The organism is Mycobacterium sp. E2989 (assembly GCF_001667595.1).
In the GTDB taxonomy this organism is placed as follows: domain Bacteria; phylum Actinomycetota; class Actinomycetes; order Mycobacteriales; family Mycobacteriaceae; genus Mycobacterium.
In genome coordinates this window covers 30,136-46,364 of the sequence record NZ_LZJX01000052.1, presented here as the reverse complement: position 1 = coordinate 46,364, position 16,229 = coordinate 30,136, and the positions used below count along the sequence as shown (strand labels likewise).

At 69.7% G+C, this 16,229-nt stretch carries 10 protein-coding genes; 2 read left to right on the top strand and 8 right to left on the bottom strand.

The window, feature by feature from the left end; all coding sequences use genetic code 11:
- Positions 1-3: 3 nt before the first annotated feature.
- Positions 4-1,728 (top strand): fatty-acid--AMP ligase FAAL21/FadD21, encoded by a 1,725-nt coding sequence (gene fadD21, locus A5680_RS10480; RefSeq protein WP_055398810.1) that lies wholly within the window; start codon positions 4-6, stop codon positions 1,726-1,728.
- A gap of 8 nt (positions 1,729-1,736) precedes the next feature.
- Here the strand turns inward: fadD21 and A5680_RS10475 are convergent, their stop codons facing one another.
- From A5680_RS10475 to fdxA, 7 genes are all read right to left on the bottom strand, one after another.
- Entirely contained in the window at positions 1,737-2,051 is a 315-nt protein-coding gene (locus A5680_RS10475; protein WP_055398812.1) for a hypothetical protein, read from the bottom strand.
- Entirely contained in the window at positions 2,048-3,313 is a 1,266-nt protein-coding gene (gene sat, locus A5680_RS10470; RefSeq protein ID WP_055398814.1) for a sulfate adenylyltransferase, read from the bottom strand. The genes A5680_RS10475 and sat overlap by 4 nt, the downstream gene beginning before the upstream one ends.
- Positions 3,314-3,362: 49 nt before the next feature.
- Positions 3,363-4,049 carry an adenylyl-sulfate kinase gene (cysC, locus tag A5680_RS10465; protein WP_067818944.1) on the bottom strand — a complete coding sequence of 229 codons (687 nt, stop codon included), beginning with the start codon at positions 4,047-4,049 and terminating at the stop codon, positions 3,363-3,365.
- Between the two features lie 188 nt (positions 4,050-4,237).
- The gene (gene pks2 / locus A5680_RS10460) at positions 4,238-10,543 is read right to left on the bottom strand and encodes a type I polyketide synthase (protein WP_156675058.1); all 6,306 of its coding nucleotides are present in this window, start codon (positions 10,541-10,543) and stop codon (positions 4,238-4,240) included.
- Positions 10,544-10,822: 279 nt separating this feature from the next.
- Positions 10,823-13,195, bottom strand: a complete 2,373-nt coding sequence (locus tag A5680_RS10455) for an APC family permease (protein ID WP_067818981.1) — start codon at positions 13,193-13,195, stop codon at positions 10,823-10,825.
- A 77-nt stretch (positions 13,196-13,272) separates the two neighbouring features.
- Positions 13,273-14,400 (bottom strand): succinyldiaminopimelate transaminase, encoded by a 1,128-nt coding sequence (dapC, locus tag A5680_RS10450; protein WP_156675059.1) that lies wholly within the window; start codon positions 14,398-14,400, stop codon positions 13,273-13,275.
- A gap of 11 nt (positions 14,401-14,411) precedes the next feature.
- Complete coding sequence (gene fdxA / locus A5680_RS10445) at positions 14,412-14,738, bottom strand: ferredoxin (protein WP_055398945.1); 327 nt, start codon at positions 14,736-14,738, stop codon at positions 14,412-14,414.
- 372 nt (positions 14,739-15,110) lie between these two features.
- Between fdxA and A5680_RS10440 the strand changes: the two genes are divergently transcribed.
- Positions 15,111-15,443: a hemophore-related protein gene (locus A5680_RS10440; RefSeq protein WP_055398820.1), complete on the top strand. Its 333-nt coding sequence runs from the start codon at positions 15,111-15,113 to the stop codon at positions 15,441-15,443.
- A 1-nt stretch (position 15,444) separates the two neighbouring features.
- Here A5680_RS10440 and A5680_RS10435 read toward each other — a convergent pair whose 3' ends face one another.
- Complete coding sequence (locus A5680_RS10435; RefSeq protein WP_067818938.1) at positions 15,445-16,209, bottom strand: maleylpyruvate isomerase N-terminal domain-containing protein; 765 nt, start codon at positions 16,207-16,209, stop codon at positions 15,445-15,447.
- Positions 16,210-16,229: the final 20 nt, after the last annotated feature.

The window sequence follows — 16,229 nt, the reverse complement described above, 5'->3', positions numbered from 1 at the left end:
GCCATGCCGAACGCGTCCGTGGTCGCCCTGCTGCGCGAGCGCGCGGGCCTGCAGCCCGACGATGTCGTGTTCGCCTACACCGACTACGAACGCGATTGGGAGGGCGTCACCGAGACGGTGACGTGGGCGCAGCTCTACCAGCGGACCCTGAACGTCGCGCACGAGGTCAAGCGGCACGGCGCCGTCGGGGACCGGGCCGTGATCCTCGCCCCGCAGGGGCTGGACTACATCGTGGCCTTCCTGGGCGCGATGCAGGCCGGGCTGATCGCGGTGCCGTTGTCCGTTCCGGCGGCGGGCTCGCACGACGAACGGGTGAGCGCCGTCCTGGCCGACACCACGCCAACCGTCGTCCTCACCACGTCCCCGGTGGCCGGGGCGGTTTCCGAGTACCTGGGGCCGGGCCCGGTTGCCGTCGAGGTCGACGCGCTGAACCTCGACGACCCGGGCGCGCCGAGCATCCGCATCAGCGGGGCCCCCGACACGGCGTACCTGCAGTACACGTCCGGTTCCACCCGCGTGCCCGCCGGGGTGATGATCTCGCACCGCAACCTGCACGTGAACTTCCGGCAGCTGATGACCGCCTATTTCGCCGAATTCAACGGCGTTCCCCCGCGCGGCAGCGCGGCGGTGTCCTGGCTGCCCTTCTACCACGACATGGGGCTGGTGCTCGGCGTCATCGCGCCGATCCTGGCCGGCTACCGCGCCAACCTGACCAGCCCGGTGGCCTTCCTCCAGCGCCCGGCGCGGTGGATTCAGGCCATGTCGATCGGCGTCCCGATCATCTCCGCGGCGCCCAACTTCGCCTTCGAGCTGGCCGTCCGAAAGACGACGGACGCCGACCTCGACGGCGTCGACCTCGGCAAAGTCTTGGGCATCGTCAGCGGCGCCGAACGCATCCACCCCGCGACGCTGGAGCGGTTCTGTAAACGGTTCGCCCCGTACGGCTTTCGCGAGAACATGATGCACCCCTCCTACGGTCTGGCCGAGGCCACCGTGTACGTCTCGAGCCGCATCGCGAGCGGCCCGCCCGAGATCGCGCACTTCGACGCCGAGAAGTTGTCCGACGGCACCGCCCAGCGGTGTTCGGCCGAGACCGGCTCACCGCTGTTCAGCTACGGCATGCCCGAGTCGCCGGCGGTGCGGATCGTGGACCCCGATACCCACCAGGAATGCCCGCCGGGTTCGGTCGGCGAGATCTGGGTGCACGGCGAGAACGTGGCCGCCGGCTACTGGCAGAAGCCCGAGGAGACCGCGCGCACGTTCGGCGGCATGCTGGCCGACCCGTCGCCGGGCACGCCCGAGGGACCGTGGCTGCGCACCGGCGACCTCGGCTTCGTTTCCGAGGGCGAGCTGTTCATCGTCGGCCGGACGAAGGACCTGTTGATCGTCTACGGGCGCAACCACTATCCCGAGGACATCGAGTCGACGGTCCAGGAGATCACCGGGGGGCGGGTCGCGGCCATCTCCGTCGCGCTGGACGAGACCGAGAAGCTGGTGACCATCATCGAAATGAAGAAGCGCGGCGATTCCGACGAGGAGGCGCTGCGCCGGCTCGCCGTCGTCAAAAACAATGTCACCGCGGCGATTTCCAACTCGCACGGTCTGAATGTCGCCGATCTCGTGCTGGTCTCACCGGGGTCGATTCCGACCACGACGAGCGGCAAGATCCGCCGGGCCGCCTGTGTCGAACAGTATCGCCGCCAGGAGTTCACCCGGCTGGACGCCTGAGCGGCCCGCTAGGTTTGCGATTCGTCCAGGAAACGGCCCATCACGTCCGGGCCGGTCGAGTGCATGTTGATCGACAGCTCGAGCAGCCGGTCCTTGGCCTTCTTCGGCAGTAGCTCGATGGACTTGGTGGTGGCGGAGTCGTACTTGGCCCCCGGAAAGCGTTGCAACACAAGGTCCTTCTGCTCCTCGGTGGTGTAGATCTCCAGGAGCTTCATGCCGGCGAAGGCGTCCTTCGCCGAATCGGCCATTCCCGCTTTCGCCAGCGCCTCCAGCCGTTCCTCGTTGATCCAGACGTTGACCTTGATCTTCTTGGCGGCGCTCATGATTCGGCCCCCTCCAGCTGGTTGAGCGTGAACACCGGCAGCCGGTTCGCCAGGTATTCCTCGGTGACGAACGGTGAGCCCTGACCGTATTTCGCGGCGGACTCCAGCACGACCTCGAACACCTCGTGCCGCATGACCTGCTGGGTCGGCTTCACCTCGTCGGTGAGGATGCTGCGGATCAGGCTGCCGCTGAAGCTCTGCGCGTGTGTGTCGTGACCGCACAGCGCCGAGTTGGTCACCTCGCGGCATTCGGGGCAGTACCAGTTCTCCCGCAGGAACACCGGTTTGATGCCGAGGTCCGAGCGGTGATCCTGCAGCAGGTTCTGCGAGTCGTAGGGGTGGTAGAAGTCGCCGACGCCGGCGTGGTCGCGACCGAACATGTGGTGGGTGCAGCCGAGGTTGGTCCGCAGGATCGCATGGAAGATCGCCTCGCGCGGGCCCGCATAGCGCATGTCCCACAGCGTGAAGGTCACCTTGTGCACGTCCTCGCGGAAGTAGCCGCTCTTGCGCAACTCGTCCTGCGTCAGCAGGATCGCCTCGTCGATGTAGTCCCCCACCCGCTTCTGGCCGATGATCGCGTTCACCAGCACGCCGGTGTTCAGGTTGTCGACGGGCATGTCCTCGTTCGCGGCCAGCCACGCCTGCTTCATCAGCGCCTCGTGACCGGTGTGCGGGACGTTGCGGGTCTGGTGGGCGACGACGTGTTTCCAGTCCTTCTCCGCCAAGGCGTCCTGATGCTGCTTGGGGGTGAGCCAGAAACTCTTGAACGGCTCGTTGAAGACCGGCTCGTTGATCAGCGTGATGTCCCCGGCGATGAATCGGTTCGCGTACGCGAGCGTCTTCTTCACCCCCGGGTGCCGGGGATCGGTTGTGCCGTAGGTCTTCTCGGCGAAGTGCTGCAGGTCGTAGGAGTAGATCTCGGCGACCTCGAAGGTGGCCATCGGGGCCCCGAGATACTCGAGGACGACGCTGCGGCCCTCTTCGATCCCCAGCTCCTCGATTTCGTCGGAGGACAGGTCGAACACGATCGGGATGCTCCACAGCGTGCCGTCCGGCAGCGCCATCTTGTCCAGCGTGGTGTCGACCTCTTGGCGGCCCATGAACCCCGTCAGCGGCGTGAAGAAGCCATACGACAGGCTGATCACCTCGTGCGCGGTCGCCTTCGAAATGGGCACCCGGGGCAGGCCTTTGATCAGGTCGGCGGCGCCGGCCGTGGCCACCCTTTCCACGATCGGTTTCCCGTTGTGGCCCGTATAGCTCATCTGATGACCTCGCTTCGAGTGGTGTTCGAGCAGTCCGCCTTGATGCCCGTTATCCCGGTTTGCTAAACCCCTCCCGGCTGCGGGCCAGGGCCGGGATCACACCCACCTTCTCGAGGTGGGCGATCACTTCCTCGGCCAGCGTGTCCGCGTCCTTCTGGCCGCCCTCGAGTCGCAACTCGGGCTGCACCGGAGCCTCGTACGGGTCGTCGATGCCGGTGAATCCCTTGATCTCCCCGGCCCGCGCCTTCTGGTAAAGCCCCTTGGGATCCCGCTTTTCGCAGATCTCTATCGGGGTGTCGATGAAGATTTCCTGGAAGTCGCCTTCGACCAGCGTTTCGCGGACCGCGTCGCGATCGCGCCGGTAGGGGCTGATGAAGGCGGTCAACGCGATGATGCCGGCCTCGCAGAACAGCTTGGACACCGCCCCGATCCGCCGGATGTTCTCCTCGCGATCCTGGGCGGAGAAGCCCAGACCGAACCTCTTGGCGAACTCGGCCCCGTGGCGCGGTTCGAGGGTTCCCGGGCCCGCGTTGAGCCCGTAGCGGACGTTGTCCCCATCCAGCAGATAGCTGCGGACGCCCCGCTCGTAGAGCTTCTGCTCGACGGTGTTGGCCACCGTGCTCTTGCCGCTGCCGCTGAGCCCGGTGAACCAGAGGACGCAGCCCCGGTGCCCGTTGAGTTGTTCCCGGCTGCTGCGGCTGATGTGGTGTTCGTGCCAGGTGATGTTGTCCGACATGCTCAGCCCCTCACCACGTCCGCTCGCCAGTCAAACCGGGTTGTAGCCATTCGGCTACTTAAGATGGCCAATTTACAGGAGATTTGACGGGCCCCGCCACCGCGCGGCGGCTGCCGGCTCGCCTGGCCGCGGGGTGGCCTTGCCCGACCGTGACGGCAACGGTTACGACCGCGATGAGTCGAATTGCGTCAGGATGCCGACGGTGCGAGTTCGGTGGCGGCGAGCTCGTCGCACAGATGCTCCGCCAGATCCCGCACGGTGGTGATCTTGGTGGGGCTGATGCGCACGCCCGTTTCGGTTTCGATGCGGGTGCGCAGTTCCAAATTGCCGAGCGAATCCAGCCCGTAGTCGGACAGGGGACGATCGGGATCGATTGTGCGCCTGAGCAACAGGCTGATCTGGCCGGACACCAGCCGACGGATGGCGGTGGGCCATTCCTCGCGGGGCAACCCCTTGAGCTCGGCGAGGAATCTGCCCGTGTCCGGGTCGCCCTGACCCGACGACCGGAACGCCTCGGCGAACCGGCTGCGCTGCGCGAACGAGGTCAACCACGGCGTTCCCGTGATCGGCGCGTAGCCGCAGTAAGCGCGGTCGTAGCGCAGCAGCGACTCGAAGGCGTGGAAGCCCTCGGCGGGCTTGATGGCGATGCCGGCGCCCTCCGCCAGGGCGGTGGCCCGCCCCACCTCGGACCACGCGCCCCAGGCGATCGCGCTGCCCGGCAGCCCCTGCGCGCGGCGCCAGTGCGCGAACGCGTCCAGCCAGCTGTTGGCCGCCGCGTAGGCGCCCTGCCCCGGGGAGCCGACGAGCGCGGCCGCCGACGAGAACGCGCAGAACCAGTCCAGCGGCTGCCCCGCCGTGGCGTGATGCAGGTTCCAGGCACCGTAAACCTTTGGCGCCCAGCACCGTTCGACCAGTTCGTCCGTGACGTTGGTCAGCGTGGCGTCCTCGACCACCGCCGCCGCGTGCAACACGCCGCGCACCGGCAGTCCCGTCGCGGTCGCGCACGCCACCAGGCGTGCGGCCGTGCCCGGCTCGGCGATGTCGCCACACTCCACCACGATGTCGGCCCCGCCGGCGGTCAGGCGCTCAATGGCTTGCCGCGCCCGCGCGTCGGGCGCCGAACGGGAGTTGAGCACGAGCCGCCCGGCTCCCCGGGAGGCCATCTCACCGGCCAGGAACAGTCCCAGCCCGCCGATACCGCCGGTGACGATGTAGGCGCCGTCGCCGCGGAACGGCCGCACCTGTTCCGGGGGAACCGTGGCCACGCTGCGCCCGGCCCGCGGCACGTCGAGCACCACCTTGCCGGTGTGGCCGGCGGCGCCGACCAGCCGGACCGCGGCGGCCGCGTCGTGGATCGGGAAGTGGGTGGTCCGCGGCCGCGGCAACTCGCCGTCGCCCGTGCGCTGGTACACCGTGGTCAGCAGCCGTCGGACCGTCTCGGGATGGGTGACCGTCAGCAGCGCCAGGTCGACCGCGAACAGGGACAGGTTGCGGCGGAACGGATAAAGCCCAAGGCGGGTGTCGCCGTAGATGTCGCGCTTGCCCAGCTCGATGAACCGGCCGCCGAAGGCCAGCAATTCGATTCCCGCGCGCTGCGCGGCGCCGGGCAGCGAGTTGAGCACCACGTCGACGCCGTAACCGTCGGTGTCCCGGCGGATCTGCTCGGCGAACTCCGTGCTGCGCGAATCGTAGACGTGTTCAATTCCCATGTCGCGCAGCAGTTGCCGGCGCTGCGGGCTGCCCGCGGTGGCGAAGATCTCGCAACCGGCGGCGCGGGCGATCGCGATGGCGGCCTGCCCGACGCCACCGGTGCCGGAGTGGATGAGGACCTTGTCGGTGGGTGCGACCCGGGCCAGATCGTGCAGCCCGTACCACGCGGTCGCCGCGGCGGTGGGTACCGCGGCCGCGGCGTCCAGCGGCAGGCCGGGCGGCAGGACGACCGCGTGCCGCGCGTCGGCGATGACGAACGTGCCCCAGCAGCCGTTGCGGGAGATGCCGCCGACCCGATCACCCACCCTAGGCCCGGTGACGTCCGGCCCGACGGCGGTGACCACCCCGGCGAAGTCGCCGCCCAACTGCTGCTGGTAGCCCTCGAAGGTGGGATAGCGGCCGAAGGCGAGCAGCACATCGGCGAAGTTGATGGTGGACGCGGTGACGGCGACCTCGATCTCCCCCGGCCCGGGCGGGACGCGGTCGAACGCGACGAACTCCAGCGATTCGAGGTCGCCCGGGGTGCGGATCTGCAGGCGCACGCCGTCCCGCTCGTGGTCGACGACGGTGGTCTGGCGGTCGGCCGGACGCAGCGGAGCCGACCGCAGCCGCGCGGTGTGCCACTCGCCGTGCCGCCAGGCGGTCTCGTCCTCCTCCGAGCCGCTCTTCAGCTGCAGGGCAACATGTTTGGCATCGGTCGCGGCCTCGACGTCGATCTGGGTGGCGCTCAGGTGCGGGTGCTCGGAATCGATCACCCGCAGCAGCCCGCGCAGCCCGGTCTGCTCCAGGTTGGCCACGTCGCCGGTGGTCACGTTCGCGGCGTTCCTGGTCACCACGAAGAGCCGGGGTGATTCGCCCGGCAACTCGGAGAGCTCGCGGGCGATGGTCGCCAGGTGCGAGACGTAGTCGCGGCCGCCCCGGGTCGGGTCGGCGTCGCCGGCGGGTGGCGCGGTCACCACGACGACACCGGTCAGGCCCTTGAGCGGCCCGTGCCCGTTCGAGGCGGCCGGGCCGTTTCTCGCCAGCAGCGTGCGCAGCTGTGGGGTCTTCGCCGACCCGGGCGGCAGCGCCACCGTGGTGCATTGGGCGCCGTCGGACAACGCCTCGCCGAGTTGCGCCGTCAGCGGATCGGTCACCTCACCGGCGCTGAGCAGCAGCCACGATCCGGGCTCGCCGCGCGACGGGTCGGGAAGCCTGCGGGTCTCCCATTCGATGGTCAACAACCGCTCGCCCAGCAGCCGGCGCGCCCGGTCGCCCTCGGCGGCGCCACCGGCCAGGCGCAGCCCCTCGACGGTCAGCAGCACGGCGCCGGAGGAGTCCAGCACGTCGATGTCCGCCTCGCACTCGCCGGGGCGCGACGACGTTACCCGCGCGAGGCAGTATTGCGCGTTGCGCGTCGAGGCATGACTGCGCAGGCGGCGCACGCCGACCGGTAGCAGCAGACCCTCCGCGCTCGCCTTCTGCACCTCGGGATGAACGACGACCGACTGGAAGCACGCGTCCAGCAGCGCGGGGTGGATGCCGTAACCCGACTGCTGGGAGCGGATCGCTCCGGGTAGCGCCACCTCGGCAAGCACGGTACCCGCGCCCGCATCGGAGTTGCGCGCCGCGGCCAGGCCCGAGAAGGCCGGGCCGTACTGAATTCCGATGGCGCCGAACGCCTTTCGCAGTTCGCCGCCGTCGGTGCCGGACGGGTGATTGGCGATCAACGTGACCAGGTCGCGGGCGGGCGGCTGCCGCGGCGCGGCCCCATCGGTTACCGGTGGGGCGTGCAGGACCGCGGCCGCCCGGCGAACGCGTTCGCCGTCGGCGTGGGTGTCCACGGTGAATTCCAGGACGCCGGGAGCGGTGACCGTGGCGGTCGACGATGCCGGAGTCTGCCCGTCCAGCAACAGCGTCTGGTCGAACGTGATGTCGCGGACCTCGGCCTGGCCGCCGAGGGTCGCCCGCGCGGCGGCCAGCGCCATTTCGCAGTAGGCGGCACCGGGAAGCGCTGCCACGCGGTGGATTTGGTGGTCGCCGAGCCATGGGTGCGCCTCGGTGCCGACGTCGGACTGCCAGACGTGGCGCTCGGGTTCCTCGTGCAGGTGGACGTGCGCACCCAGCAGCGGATGGACGGCGTGGACCGACGCGCCGTGCGCCTGCTCTTTTGCCTCGCGGCGCAACATCAGGGTGCGGTGCGTCCAGGCCGGGAGCGGGGCGTCCAGCAGGCGGCCGGTGGGGTACTGCACCGAGAAGTCGACCGCGGCGCCGGCGCTGTGCACGTCGGCGACGAAACCACGCAATCCGGCCGGCAGCTCTTGCTCCCGGCGCATGGCCGCCAGCGCCGCGATCGGCGTGTCGAGGGCGCCGGCGTTCTGCTCGACGGCATGGGTGAGCAACGGATGCGGCGCCAGCTCCCCGAAGACGCGGAACCCGTCCTTGAGGGCGGCCTGTACCGCCGCCGCGAATCGCACGGTGTGGCGCAAGTTTTCGGCCCAGTAGTCGGCGGTGAACGACGGGCGTTCGCGGGGGTTCCACAGCGTGGCCGAGTAGTAGGGAACGTCGGACTCCCTCGGCTCGAGGCCGGCGAGGGCCTCGAGGAGTTCGTCGAGGATCGGTTCCACCTGCGGCGAGTGCGAGGCCACGTCCACCGCCACCTCACGCGCCAGCACGTCCTGCTCGCTCCAGGCCGCGACCAGATCCCGGATCGTCTGCGCGTCGCCGCCCACGACCGTCGACGTGGGCGAGGCGACCACCGACAGGACCACGTCGGTGATGCCGCGGATGGACAGTTCCGAGAGCACCTGTTGGCCGGCCAGTTCCACCGACGCCATGGCGCCGCTGCCGGCGATGCGCGCCATCAGCGCCGAGCGGCGGCAGATGACGCGCACGCCGTCTTCGAGCGACAGGCCGCCGGCGACGACCGCCGCGGCGGATTCACCGAGCGAATGCCCGATCACGGCGCCGGGGCGCACCCCGTAGGACTTCATCGTCTCGGCCAGGGCGACCTGCATCGCGAAGATCGTCGGCTGCACGCGGTCGATGCCGGTGACCACCTCCGGCGCCGACATGGCCTCGGTGACCGAGAAACCCGATTCCGCGGCGATCAGCGGCTCCAACGTGGCGATCGTCGCGGCGAACACCGGCTCCCTCGCCAGCAGTTCGGCGCCCATCCTCGGCCATTGCGAACCCTGCCCGGAGAACACCCACACGGGCCCACGATCGTCCTGCCCGACGGCGGGCTGGTAGGGCAAATCGCCGTCGGCGACGTCGCGCAGGGCCGCGCTCAGCTCACCGAAGTCGCTCGCCGACACCACCGTCCGCACCGGCCGGTGCGCGCGCCGGCGCGCCAGGGTGTAGCCGAGGTCGCGCATGCTTACGGCGCCGGCGTGCTCGTCGACCCAGGCCGCGAGGCGGGCGGCCGTGGCACGCAACTGTTCGGCCGACGTGGCCGACACGGCAAACAGCAACGCCGCGGCGCTAACCGGCGCCGGCTCCCCCGCACCGTGCGGCGGCGCCTCCTCCAAGACGGCGTGCACGTTCGTGCCGGATATGCCGTACGACGACACCGCGGCGCGGCGCGGGTGGTGACCGTCGGTGGGCCAGGACGTATTGGCCTGCGGCACAAAGAGTTCGGTTTCGATCTCGGCCATCCCGTCGGGCAGGCGGGTGAAGTGCAGGTTCCGCGGCACCATGCCGTGCCGCAGCGCGAGGATCGCCTTCATCAGCCCCAGCGGTCCCGACGTCGACTGCAGGTGGCCGAAGTTCGTCTTCACCGAGCCCAGCGCGCACGGCCCCTCGGTCCCGTACACGGCGGCCAGGCTCGAGTACTCGATGGGATCGCCGACCGGCGTGCCGGTCCCGTGCGCCTCGACGAAGCCAACGGTGGCCGGGTCGACGCCGGCGGCCGCCAGGGCCTTGCGGTAGACGCCCACCTGGGCGGTTTCCGACGGCGCCGCGATGTTCACGGTGCGGCCGTCCTGGTTCGCGGCGGTGCCGCGCAGCACGGCCAGGATGCGGTCACCGTCGCGCTGCGCGTCGTCGAGCCGCTTGAGCAGCAGCATGACGCAGCCCTCGCCGGACACGAAGCCGTCGGCCGCCACGTCGAAGGCGTGGCAGCGGCCGGTCGGCGACAGCATGCCCTGCAGCGAGCCCGACACGGACTTGCGCGGTTCCAGCGTCACGGCGACGCCCCCCGCGAGGGCAAGGTCGCTTTCCCCGCTGTTCAGGCTGCCGCAGGCCTGGTGGACGGCCATCAACCCCGACGAGCACGCGGTGTCCACGGTGACCGCCGGGCCGTGCAAACCCAGCGTGTAGGCGACCCGCCCCGAGGCGAAGCTGTTGGAAGTCCCGGTGAATCCGTACGGCCCCTCGGCGGCACCGCAGTCGGCGGAGAGCAGTTCGTAATCGCCGTGGGTCAGTCCGACGAAGACCCCGGTCTGCGAGTGGGCCAGACCCGCGGGATCGAGGCCCGCGTGCTCGATGGCGTCCCAGGACGTCTCCAGCAGCAACCGGTGCTGCGGGTCGATCGCGGTGGCCTCGCGCTCGGTCATGCCGAAGAAATCGCAGTCGAAACCGCCGACGTCGTCCAGGAAGGCCCCCCACCGCGTCACCGACCGGCCCGGCACTCCGGGCTCGGGGTCGTAATACAGGTCGGCGTCCCACCGGTCGGCGGGAATCTCGCCGACGAAATCCTCTGCGCGCAACAACGCGTCCCACAGCTGTTGCGGCGAGTCGATGCCGCCGGGAAGCCGGCAGGCCATGCCGATCACGGCAACGGGGGTGGCGTTCGCGAGAGGCAACGTGCGGTCCCCTGTTCTCCGCTGGTGGGCGGTCGGCGGCCGTACGAATGCTCGGCAGAGCCCCCCCGTGCGCATGGGCGCACCACCGCTCACGCATCCGGGCTCAGGATTCGTAAAGTGCGGTATCAGCTTAGCGACCCGAACTCCGTGCGCTGCGCGGTTGGAAAATTTCGGGCGCACAACCGGTCTCGGGTCGACATCGGGCGAAACTCGGGTGGCGCTGGCGTGCCCGCACGCGCGGGGGCGAAAGGACTTGGCGGGGAACCTTATTCGCGAAGGTTATGTCTCTCCGCCATCACCGGATTTGTCGGATTCGCCGGATCCGACGGCGTCGGCCGGGTCCTCGATCACCCGATAGGTCGGGTCCACCATCGTGATGGGCCGGGTGCCCGATTGCCGGGCCTTCCCGCTGACCCGCAAAACCTGGCCGGGCTGGATGTCGGCGCCACCGTGGCCGGGCCGGAAGGTGATCGTCAATTCCCCGCTGTTGTCCCCGACGACGACCTCGCGCAGGGTGCGCCCCCGGTCGTTGACGTCCTCGACCTCGCTGACCCGGCCCTCGACGGTGGCCCGTTGGCCGGAGATCAGGCCGGCCACCAGGATGACCGACGCCGGGCGCTCCGGGTGCTCGTAGGCGTCCACCTTCTCGTCCTCACCCTTGGACACCCACGCCTCGAGCTTGTCGATCTCGCCGGCGATCCGTTGCTCGACGGTGTCGGGGTAGGCCTCCCTGATCCGCGATTCCACGTCGTACGGCACGATGGTCGCCGCCGCGTCGGGGATCAGGCTCACCGCGCTGGAGATCTTGTCCGCGGTGCGGTCGTGCAACAGCCGCCCCAGCAGCCGCCCGAAGGTCCGGCGCGGCAGGAGCACGGTCACGTTGGTGCGCGCTTGTTCGTCGCGGGCCTTGGCGACAAACAGCTGCGCGGCCCGGATGATCCGCCGGTCCGGGCAATCGACGACCCGCAGCGGGGTATCCAGATCGAAGTGGTCCCAACGCTTTCGCAGGACGGCGGCGTGGGCCGGGTCCACCATGAAGTGCACCGCCGTCAGCTCGTCGGCACGCAGTCCCCTGCCGTAGCGCAACGCTTCGATCACCGCCAGGTCGACGGAGTCGACGAACACGAACACCCGGTGCCGCGCGTACTTCACCAGCTCCGGGCGGTCGGTGCGGAACATCTCGAGAATGGCGGCCTCGGCGCGGTATTCGCGGTTGAGCCGGGTCAGGATGAACACCAGCAGCGGGAAAACCACGACCACCAGCCACGCGCCCTCGGTGAATTTCGCGACCGCGAAGATGCCGACGACGATCGTGGACAGGATCGCCGCGGACAGGTTGATCGCCAGGCGGCGGCGCCATCCCGGTTCGCGGTGCGTCAGATGGTGTTTGGTCATGCCGTAGCCGGCCATCGAGAACCCGGTGAACACGCCGATCGCGTAGAACGGGACCAGCGCGTTGACCGAGCCGCCCGTCACCACGAGCAGCAGCACCGACAGCGCGGTCAGGGTGATGATGCCGTTCGAAAAGACCAGCCGGTGCCCGCGTTTGGTGAGTTGGCGCGGCAGGAAGCGGTCCTCGGCGACGAAACTGGCCAGCGCCGGGAATCCGTTGAAGCTGGTGTTCGCGCCGGTGAACAGGATGGCGGCTGTCGCGGCCTGGACCAGGGTGTAGAAGACATTGCCGAGCACGCCGTTGCCGAAGACGGCGCGCCCGATCTGCGAGAGCACCGACGGGTATTCGGTGAGATACGGCGTGGCGTGTGTGACGTGGGCCAGATAGGCGACGCCGGCCAGCAGCAGGCCGAGGATGGTGGCCATGGCGGTGAGCACTCGGCGGGCGTTGCGGCCCTGAGGCTTTCGGAAGTGATCCACGGTGTTGGAGATGGCCTCCACCCCCGTCAGGGACGAGCCCCCGTTGGCGAAGGCTCGCAGCAACACCAAGATCGTGGCCCCCAGCACCAGGCCGTTGCCCTGGTGAACGGGCACGGTTCCGGACAGGTGCGCGGGATCGTAGATCGGCAGATTGCCCAGGGCCGCGCGGATGACGCCGACCACGATGGTCAGGCCGACCATGCCGATGAAGGCGTAGGTGGCGAGCGCGAACGGCAGGCCCGCCTCCTTCAGCCCACGCAGGTTCGCGTAGCAGATGGCGAGCACCACCCCGACCGTGATTTCCAGGCTGTACGGGCCCAGCGAGGGGACGGCCGACACCACCGCGACCGTCCCGGCCGCCGACTGCACCGCGACGGTGACCACGTAGTCGATCAGCAGCGCGGCGGCGGCGATCTGCGCCACCCGGGGACCGAAATTCTCGCGGGCGACGATGTAGGAGCCGCCCGCTCGGGTGTACGCCATCACCACCTGGCGATACGAGGCGGCCACCAGCACCAGGATGAGCAGGATGACACCGGTGATCGGAAGCAACAACACGAAGGCGGCCAGCCCCGCGTGGGGCAGCAACTCGATCAGGATCTGCTCGGGGCCATAAGCGACGGACGAGACCGCGTCCGGCGAAAGCGCGCCCAGGGCAACTGGATTCGACAACTTCTCGGAGGCGATGTCCTCGGTGACCAGCGGCTTGCCCAGGAACACCCGCTTGGCGATGTCCCCGACCGAAAGCGGGATCCGTAGCTTGCCGGCCGACGTGGTCACGACCACCGTCCTTAACTCGAGCGGGCGAACACCTCCGATGCATTGTGCACGGTCGCCGCCGTCCCGGTGGCGGCTTGCTAGGCGAGCCGGTGCACCGCGGCGGCGATCCGCTCGTCGGTGGCCGTCAGCGCGACGCGGACGTGCTGTGCGCCGCGCGGGCCGTAGAAGTGGCCGGGCGCCACCAGGATGCCCCGTTCGGCCAGCCAGGTGACGCTGTCGGCGCATGGCTCGGCGCGGGTGGCCCACAGGTACAGGCCGGCCTCGGAATCCTCGACGGCGAATCCGGCGGCGCGCAGGGCCGGCAGCAACGCGGCCCGCCGCCGCTCGTACCGTTCGCGCTGCGCCCGCTCGTGGGCGTCGTCGTCGAGGGCGGCCACCATGGCCGCCTGCACCGGCGTCGGGACCATCATCCCGGCGTGTTTGCGCACCGCCAGCAGCTCGGCCACCAGATCGGGGTCACCGGCGACGAACCCGGCGCGGTAGCCGGCCAGCGACGAGCTCTTCGACAGCGAGTGGATCGCGAGCAGCCCGGCATGGTCGCCGTCGCACACCGAGGGATGCAGGATGGACAGCGGTTGGGCCTCCCAGCCCAGCCCCAGGTAGCACTCGTCGGAGGCCACGATGCTGCCCCGGTCGCGCGCCCAGCCGACCACCTTGCGCAGGTGGTCGACGCCCAGCACACGCCCGGTGGGGTTGCTCGGCGAGTTCAGGTAGACCAGGGCCGGCGATTGCGGGCCGAGCTGGGTCAGCGAATCCGCGCGCAGCACCGTCGCGCCGGCCAGCCGGGCCCCGACGTCGTAGGTCGGGTACGCCAGCTCGGGCACCACGATCGCGTCCGCGGGCCCGAGTCCGAGCAGGCTCGGCAGCCAGGCGATGAGTTCCTTGCTTCCGATCACCGGCAGGACGGCGGCCTCGGTCAGCCCCGTGATGCCGAAGCGCCGCGCCAGGGCGGCGACCGCCGCCTCGCGCAGTCGCGGGGTGCCGGCGGTGGCGGGGTAGCCGGACGCGGAACCGGCGGCCGCCAACGCGTCGGAGATCACCGGCGCGACCGGGTCCACCGGGGTGCCGACGGACAGGTCGACGATGCCGTCGGGATGCGCGACAGCCAGCGCCTTCGCCCCAGCCAGTGTGTCCCAGGGGAATTCCGGCAGGGCCGCCGAGACCCGCCCGCGGGTGGCTCGCGGCCGCGCCCCGGGCTTATCCAGCACCGGCCCGCTCAGTCGCCCTCGCCCTGCGGCGGCAGGTCCTTGACCACCTGCGGGTCGTTCTCGGTCATGCCGACCTTGGCGGCGCCGCCCGGCGACCCGAGCTCGGTGAAGAAGTCGGCGTTGATCTGCGTGTACTGGCTCCACTGCTCGGGCACGTCGTCTTCGTAGTAGATCGCTTCGACGGGGCAGACGGGCTCGCACGCACCGCAGTCGACACACTCGTCGGGGTGGATGTACAGCATCCGCGCGCCCTCGTAGATGCAGTCGACGGGGCACTCCTCGATGCATGCCTTGTCTTTGATGTCGACACAGGGCTCGGCGATCGTGTAGGTCACAGACGTCTCCTCCATGTACTGCGGTGTGGGCTGCTCTTCGGCTCGCGCCCGGTGCTTCCGGCCGCTCCAGACAAAGCTTTCGGTTACTGATACTAGACGTTGCACATACACGTCAACCACTTGGCACGCCCGTTGAATCGACGATTTAAGACCACCAGTCTCGCAAGCCGCGACCGGGGCCCGTTTCGCCAAGGGCGAACACCGCCCCCGGGCCGCCGACCTGCGCATAGTCGCAGTCCAGCCGGGTTCGGCGATATTCGTTGAGATGGAAGCACGGTCGTGGCGCCTGGTAGCCTCGACCGGAAGACGGCAACCGCTGGGCAGATGTCGTCGCCTTTAAAAGCGGTGCATTAACGGGGAAGGTGTCCACACATGAGGCTGTCGTTGACCAAATTGACCGTTGCGGTGGGTAGCGCTGCAGTGGCGTTGACCGCCGGCGCCGGGATCGCATCCGCGGACCCGTCGGACGCGATCATCAACACCACGTGCAACTACGGGCAGGTGATCGCGGCGCTCAACGCCACCGACCCGGCGGCGGCCGCGCAGCTGAACAACTCGCCGATCGCGCAGTCCTACATCCGCAACTTCCTGGCCGCGCCGCCGCCGAAGCGCCAGCAGATGGCCCAGCAGATCCAGGCGATGCCGTCGGCGATGAAGTACTACGACGACATCAACCAGGTCGCCGTCACCTGTAACAACTTCTGAGTCAGTAACCGCTGAGCAGGCCGCGGACGCGGCCCAGGGTTTCCGGTCCGACGCGGCTGCAGATGCGCGACGGGTCCGCGGGCTTACGCCCCCAGAGCAGCAGCACGCGCGCGGCCGGATCGGTTTCCAGCGTGGCGGGTCCCTCGGGTTGCCTGAGTTCGATGGCGGTCCGGTCCGCCTCGGCGCTGATCAACACGTCGTCGGTGCCGGGGGTCCGCAGCCGCGCCTCGACGCGTTCGTCCGGCCGTAGCCGCTTGGCGCCCTTGACCAGCAGCGGCTTGCCGACCGCCAGGACGCTGTGGGTGGTCATCCAGGGCTCGGCCAGCCGCGCCTGGGCGGCGGCATCATCACCGGTGATGTCCCAGCCGTGCAGCACCAGCTCCTCGCGCATGTGCTCGGCGAACCAGGGCACCTTCATCGTGCGGCCCGTCCAGGCCACGTCGGTGTCCTGCGGCACGGCGTCGGCCTCCGCCGAGACGGCGCTCAGGGTGGCCATCCGGTCGAGCAGGGCGTCCCACAACTGGGCGTCGGTCAGGGCGCGCAGCGGTCCCTCGCGCTCCTCGAAGGAGCGCGTGCCGACGGTTTCACCGGCCAAGTGCGCGCCCAGCACCCGGGCGAGCTCCTCGGCGTTGCCCGCCTGATGGATGACGATGTCGCGCACTGTCCATGCCTCACACCAGGTTCCGGCGTCGGGCCGCCGCCGCTGCACCGCGTCGACGAACGGCCGCCACTCCGGGAACCGGTCCTGGTCGATGTCTTGCTTCACGGCGTCGGTTATACCCGCCG

Coding starts and splice junctions, on each gene's coding strand:
- cysC (WP_067818944.1), bottom strand. CDS start 4,049: ATGTCGGACAACATCACCTGGCACGAACACCACATCAGCCGCAGCAGC.
- A5680_RS10440 (WP_055398820.1), top strand. CDS start 15,111: ATGAGGCTGTCGTTGACCAAATTGACCGTTGCGGTGGGTAGCGCTGCA.
- A5680_RS10475 (WP_055398812.1), bottom strand. CDS start 2,051: ATGAGCGCCGCCAAGAAGATCAAGGTCAACGTCTGGATCAACGAGGAA.
- sat (WP_055398814.1), bottom strand. CDS start 3,313: ATGAGCTATACGGGCCACAACGGGAAACCGATCGTGGAAAGGGTGGCC.
- fadD21 (WP_055398810.1), top strand. CDS start 4: ATGCCGAACGCGTCCGTGGTCGCCCTGCTGCGCGAGCGCGCGGGCCTG.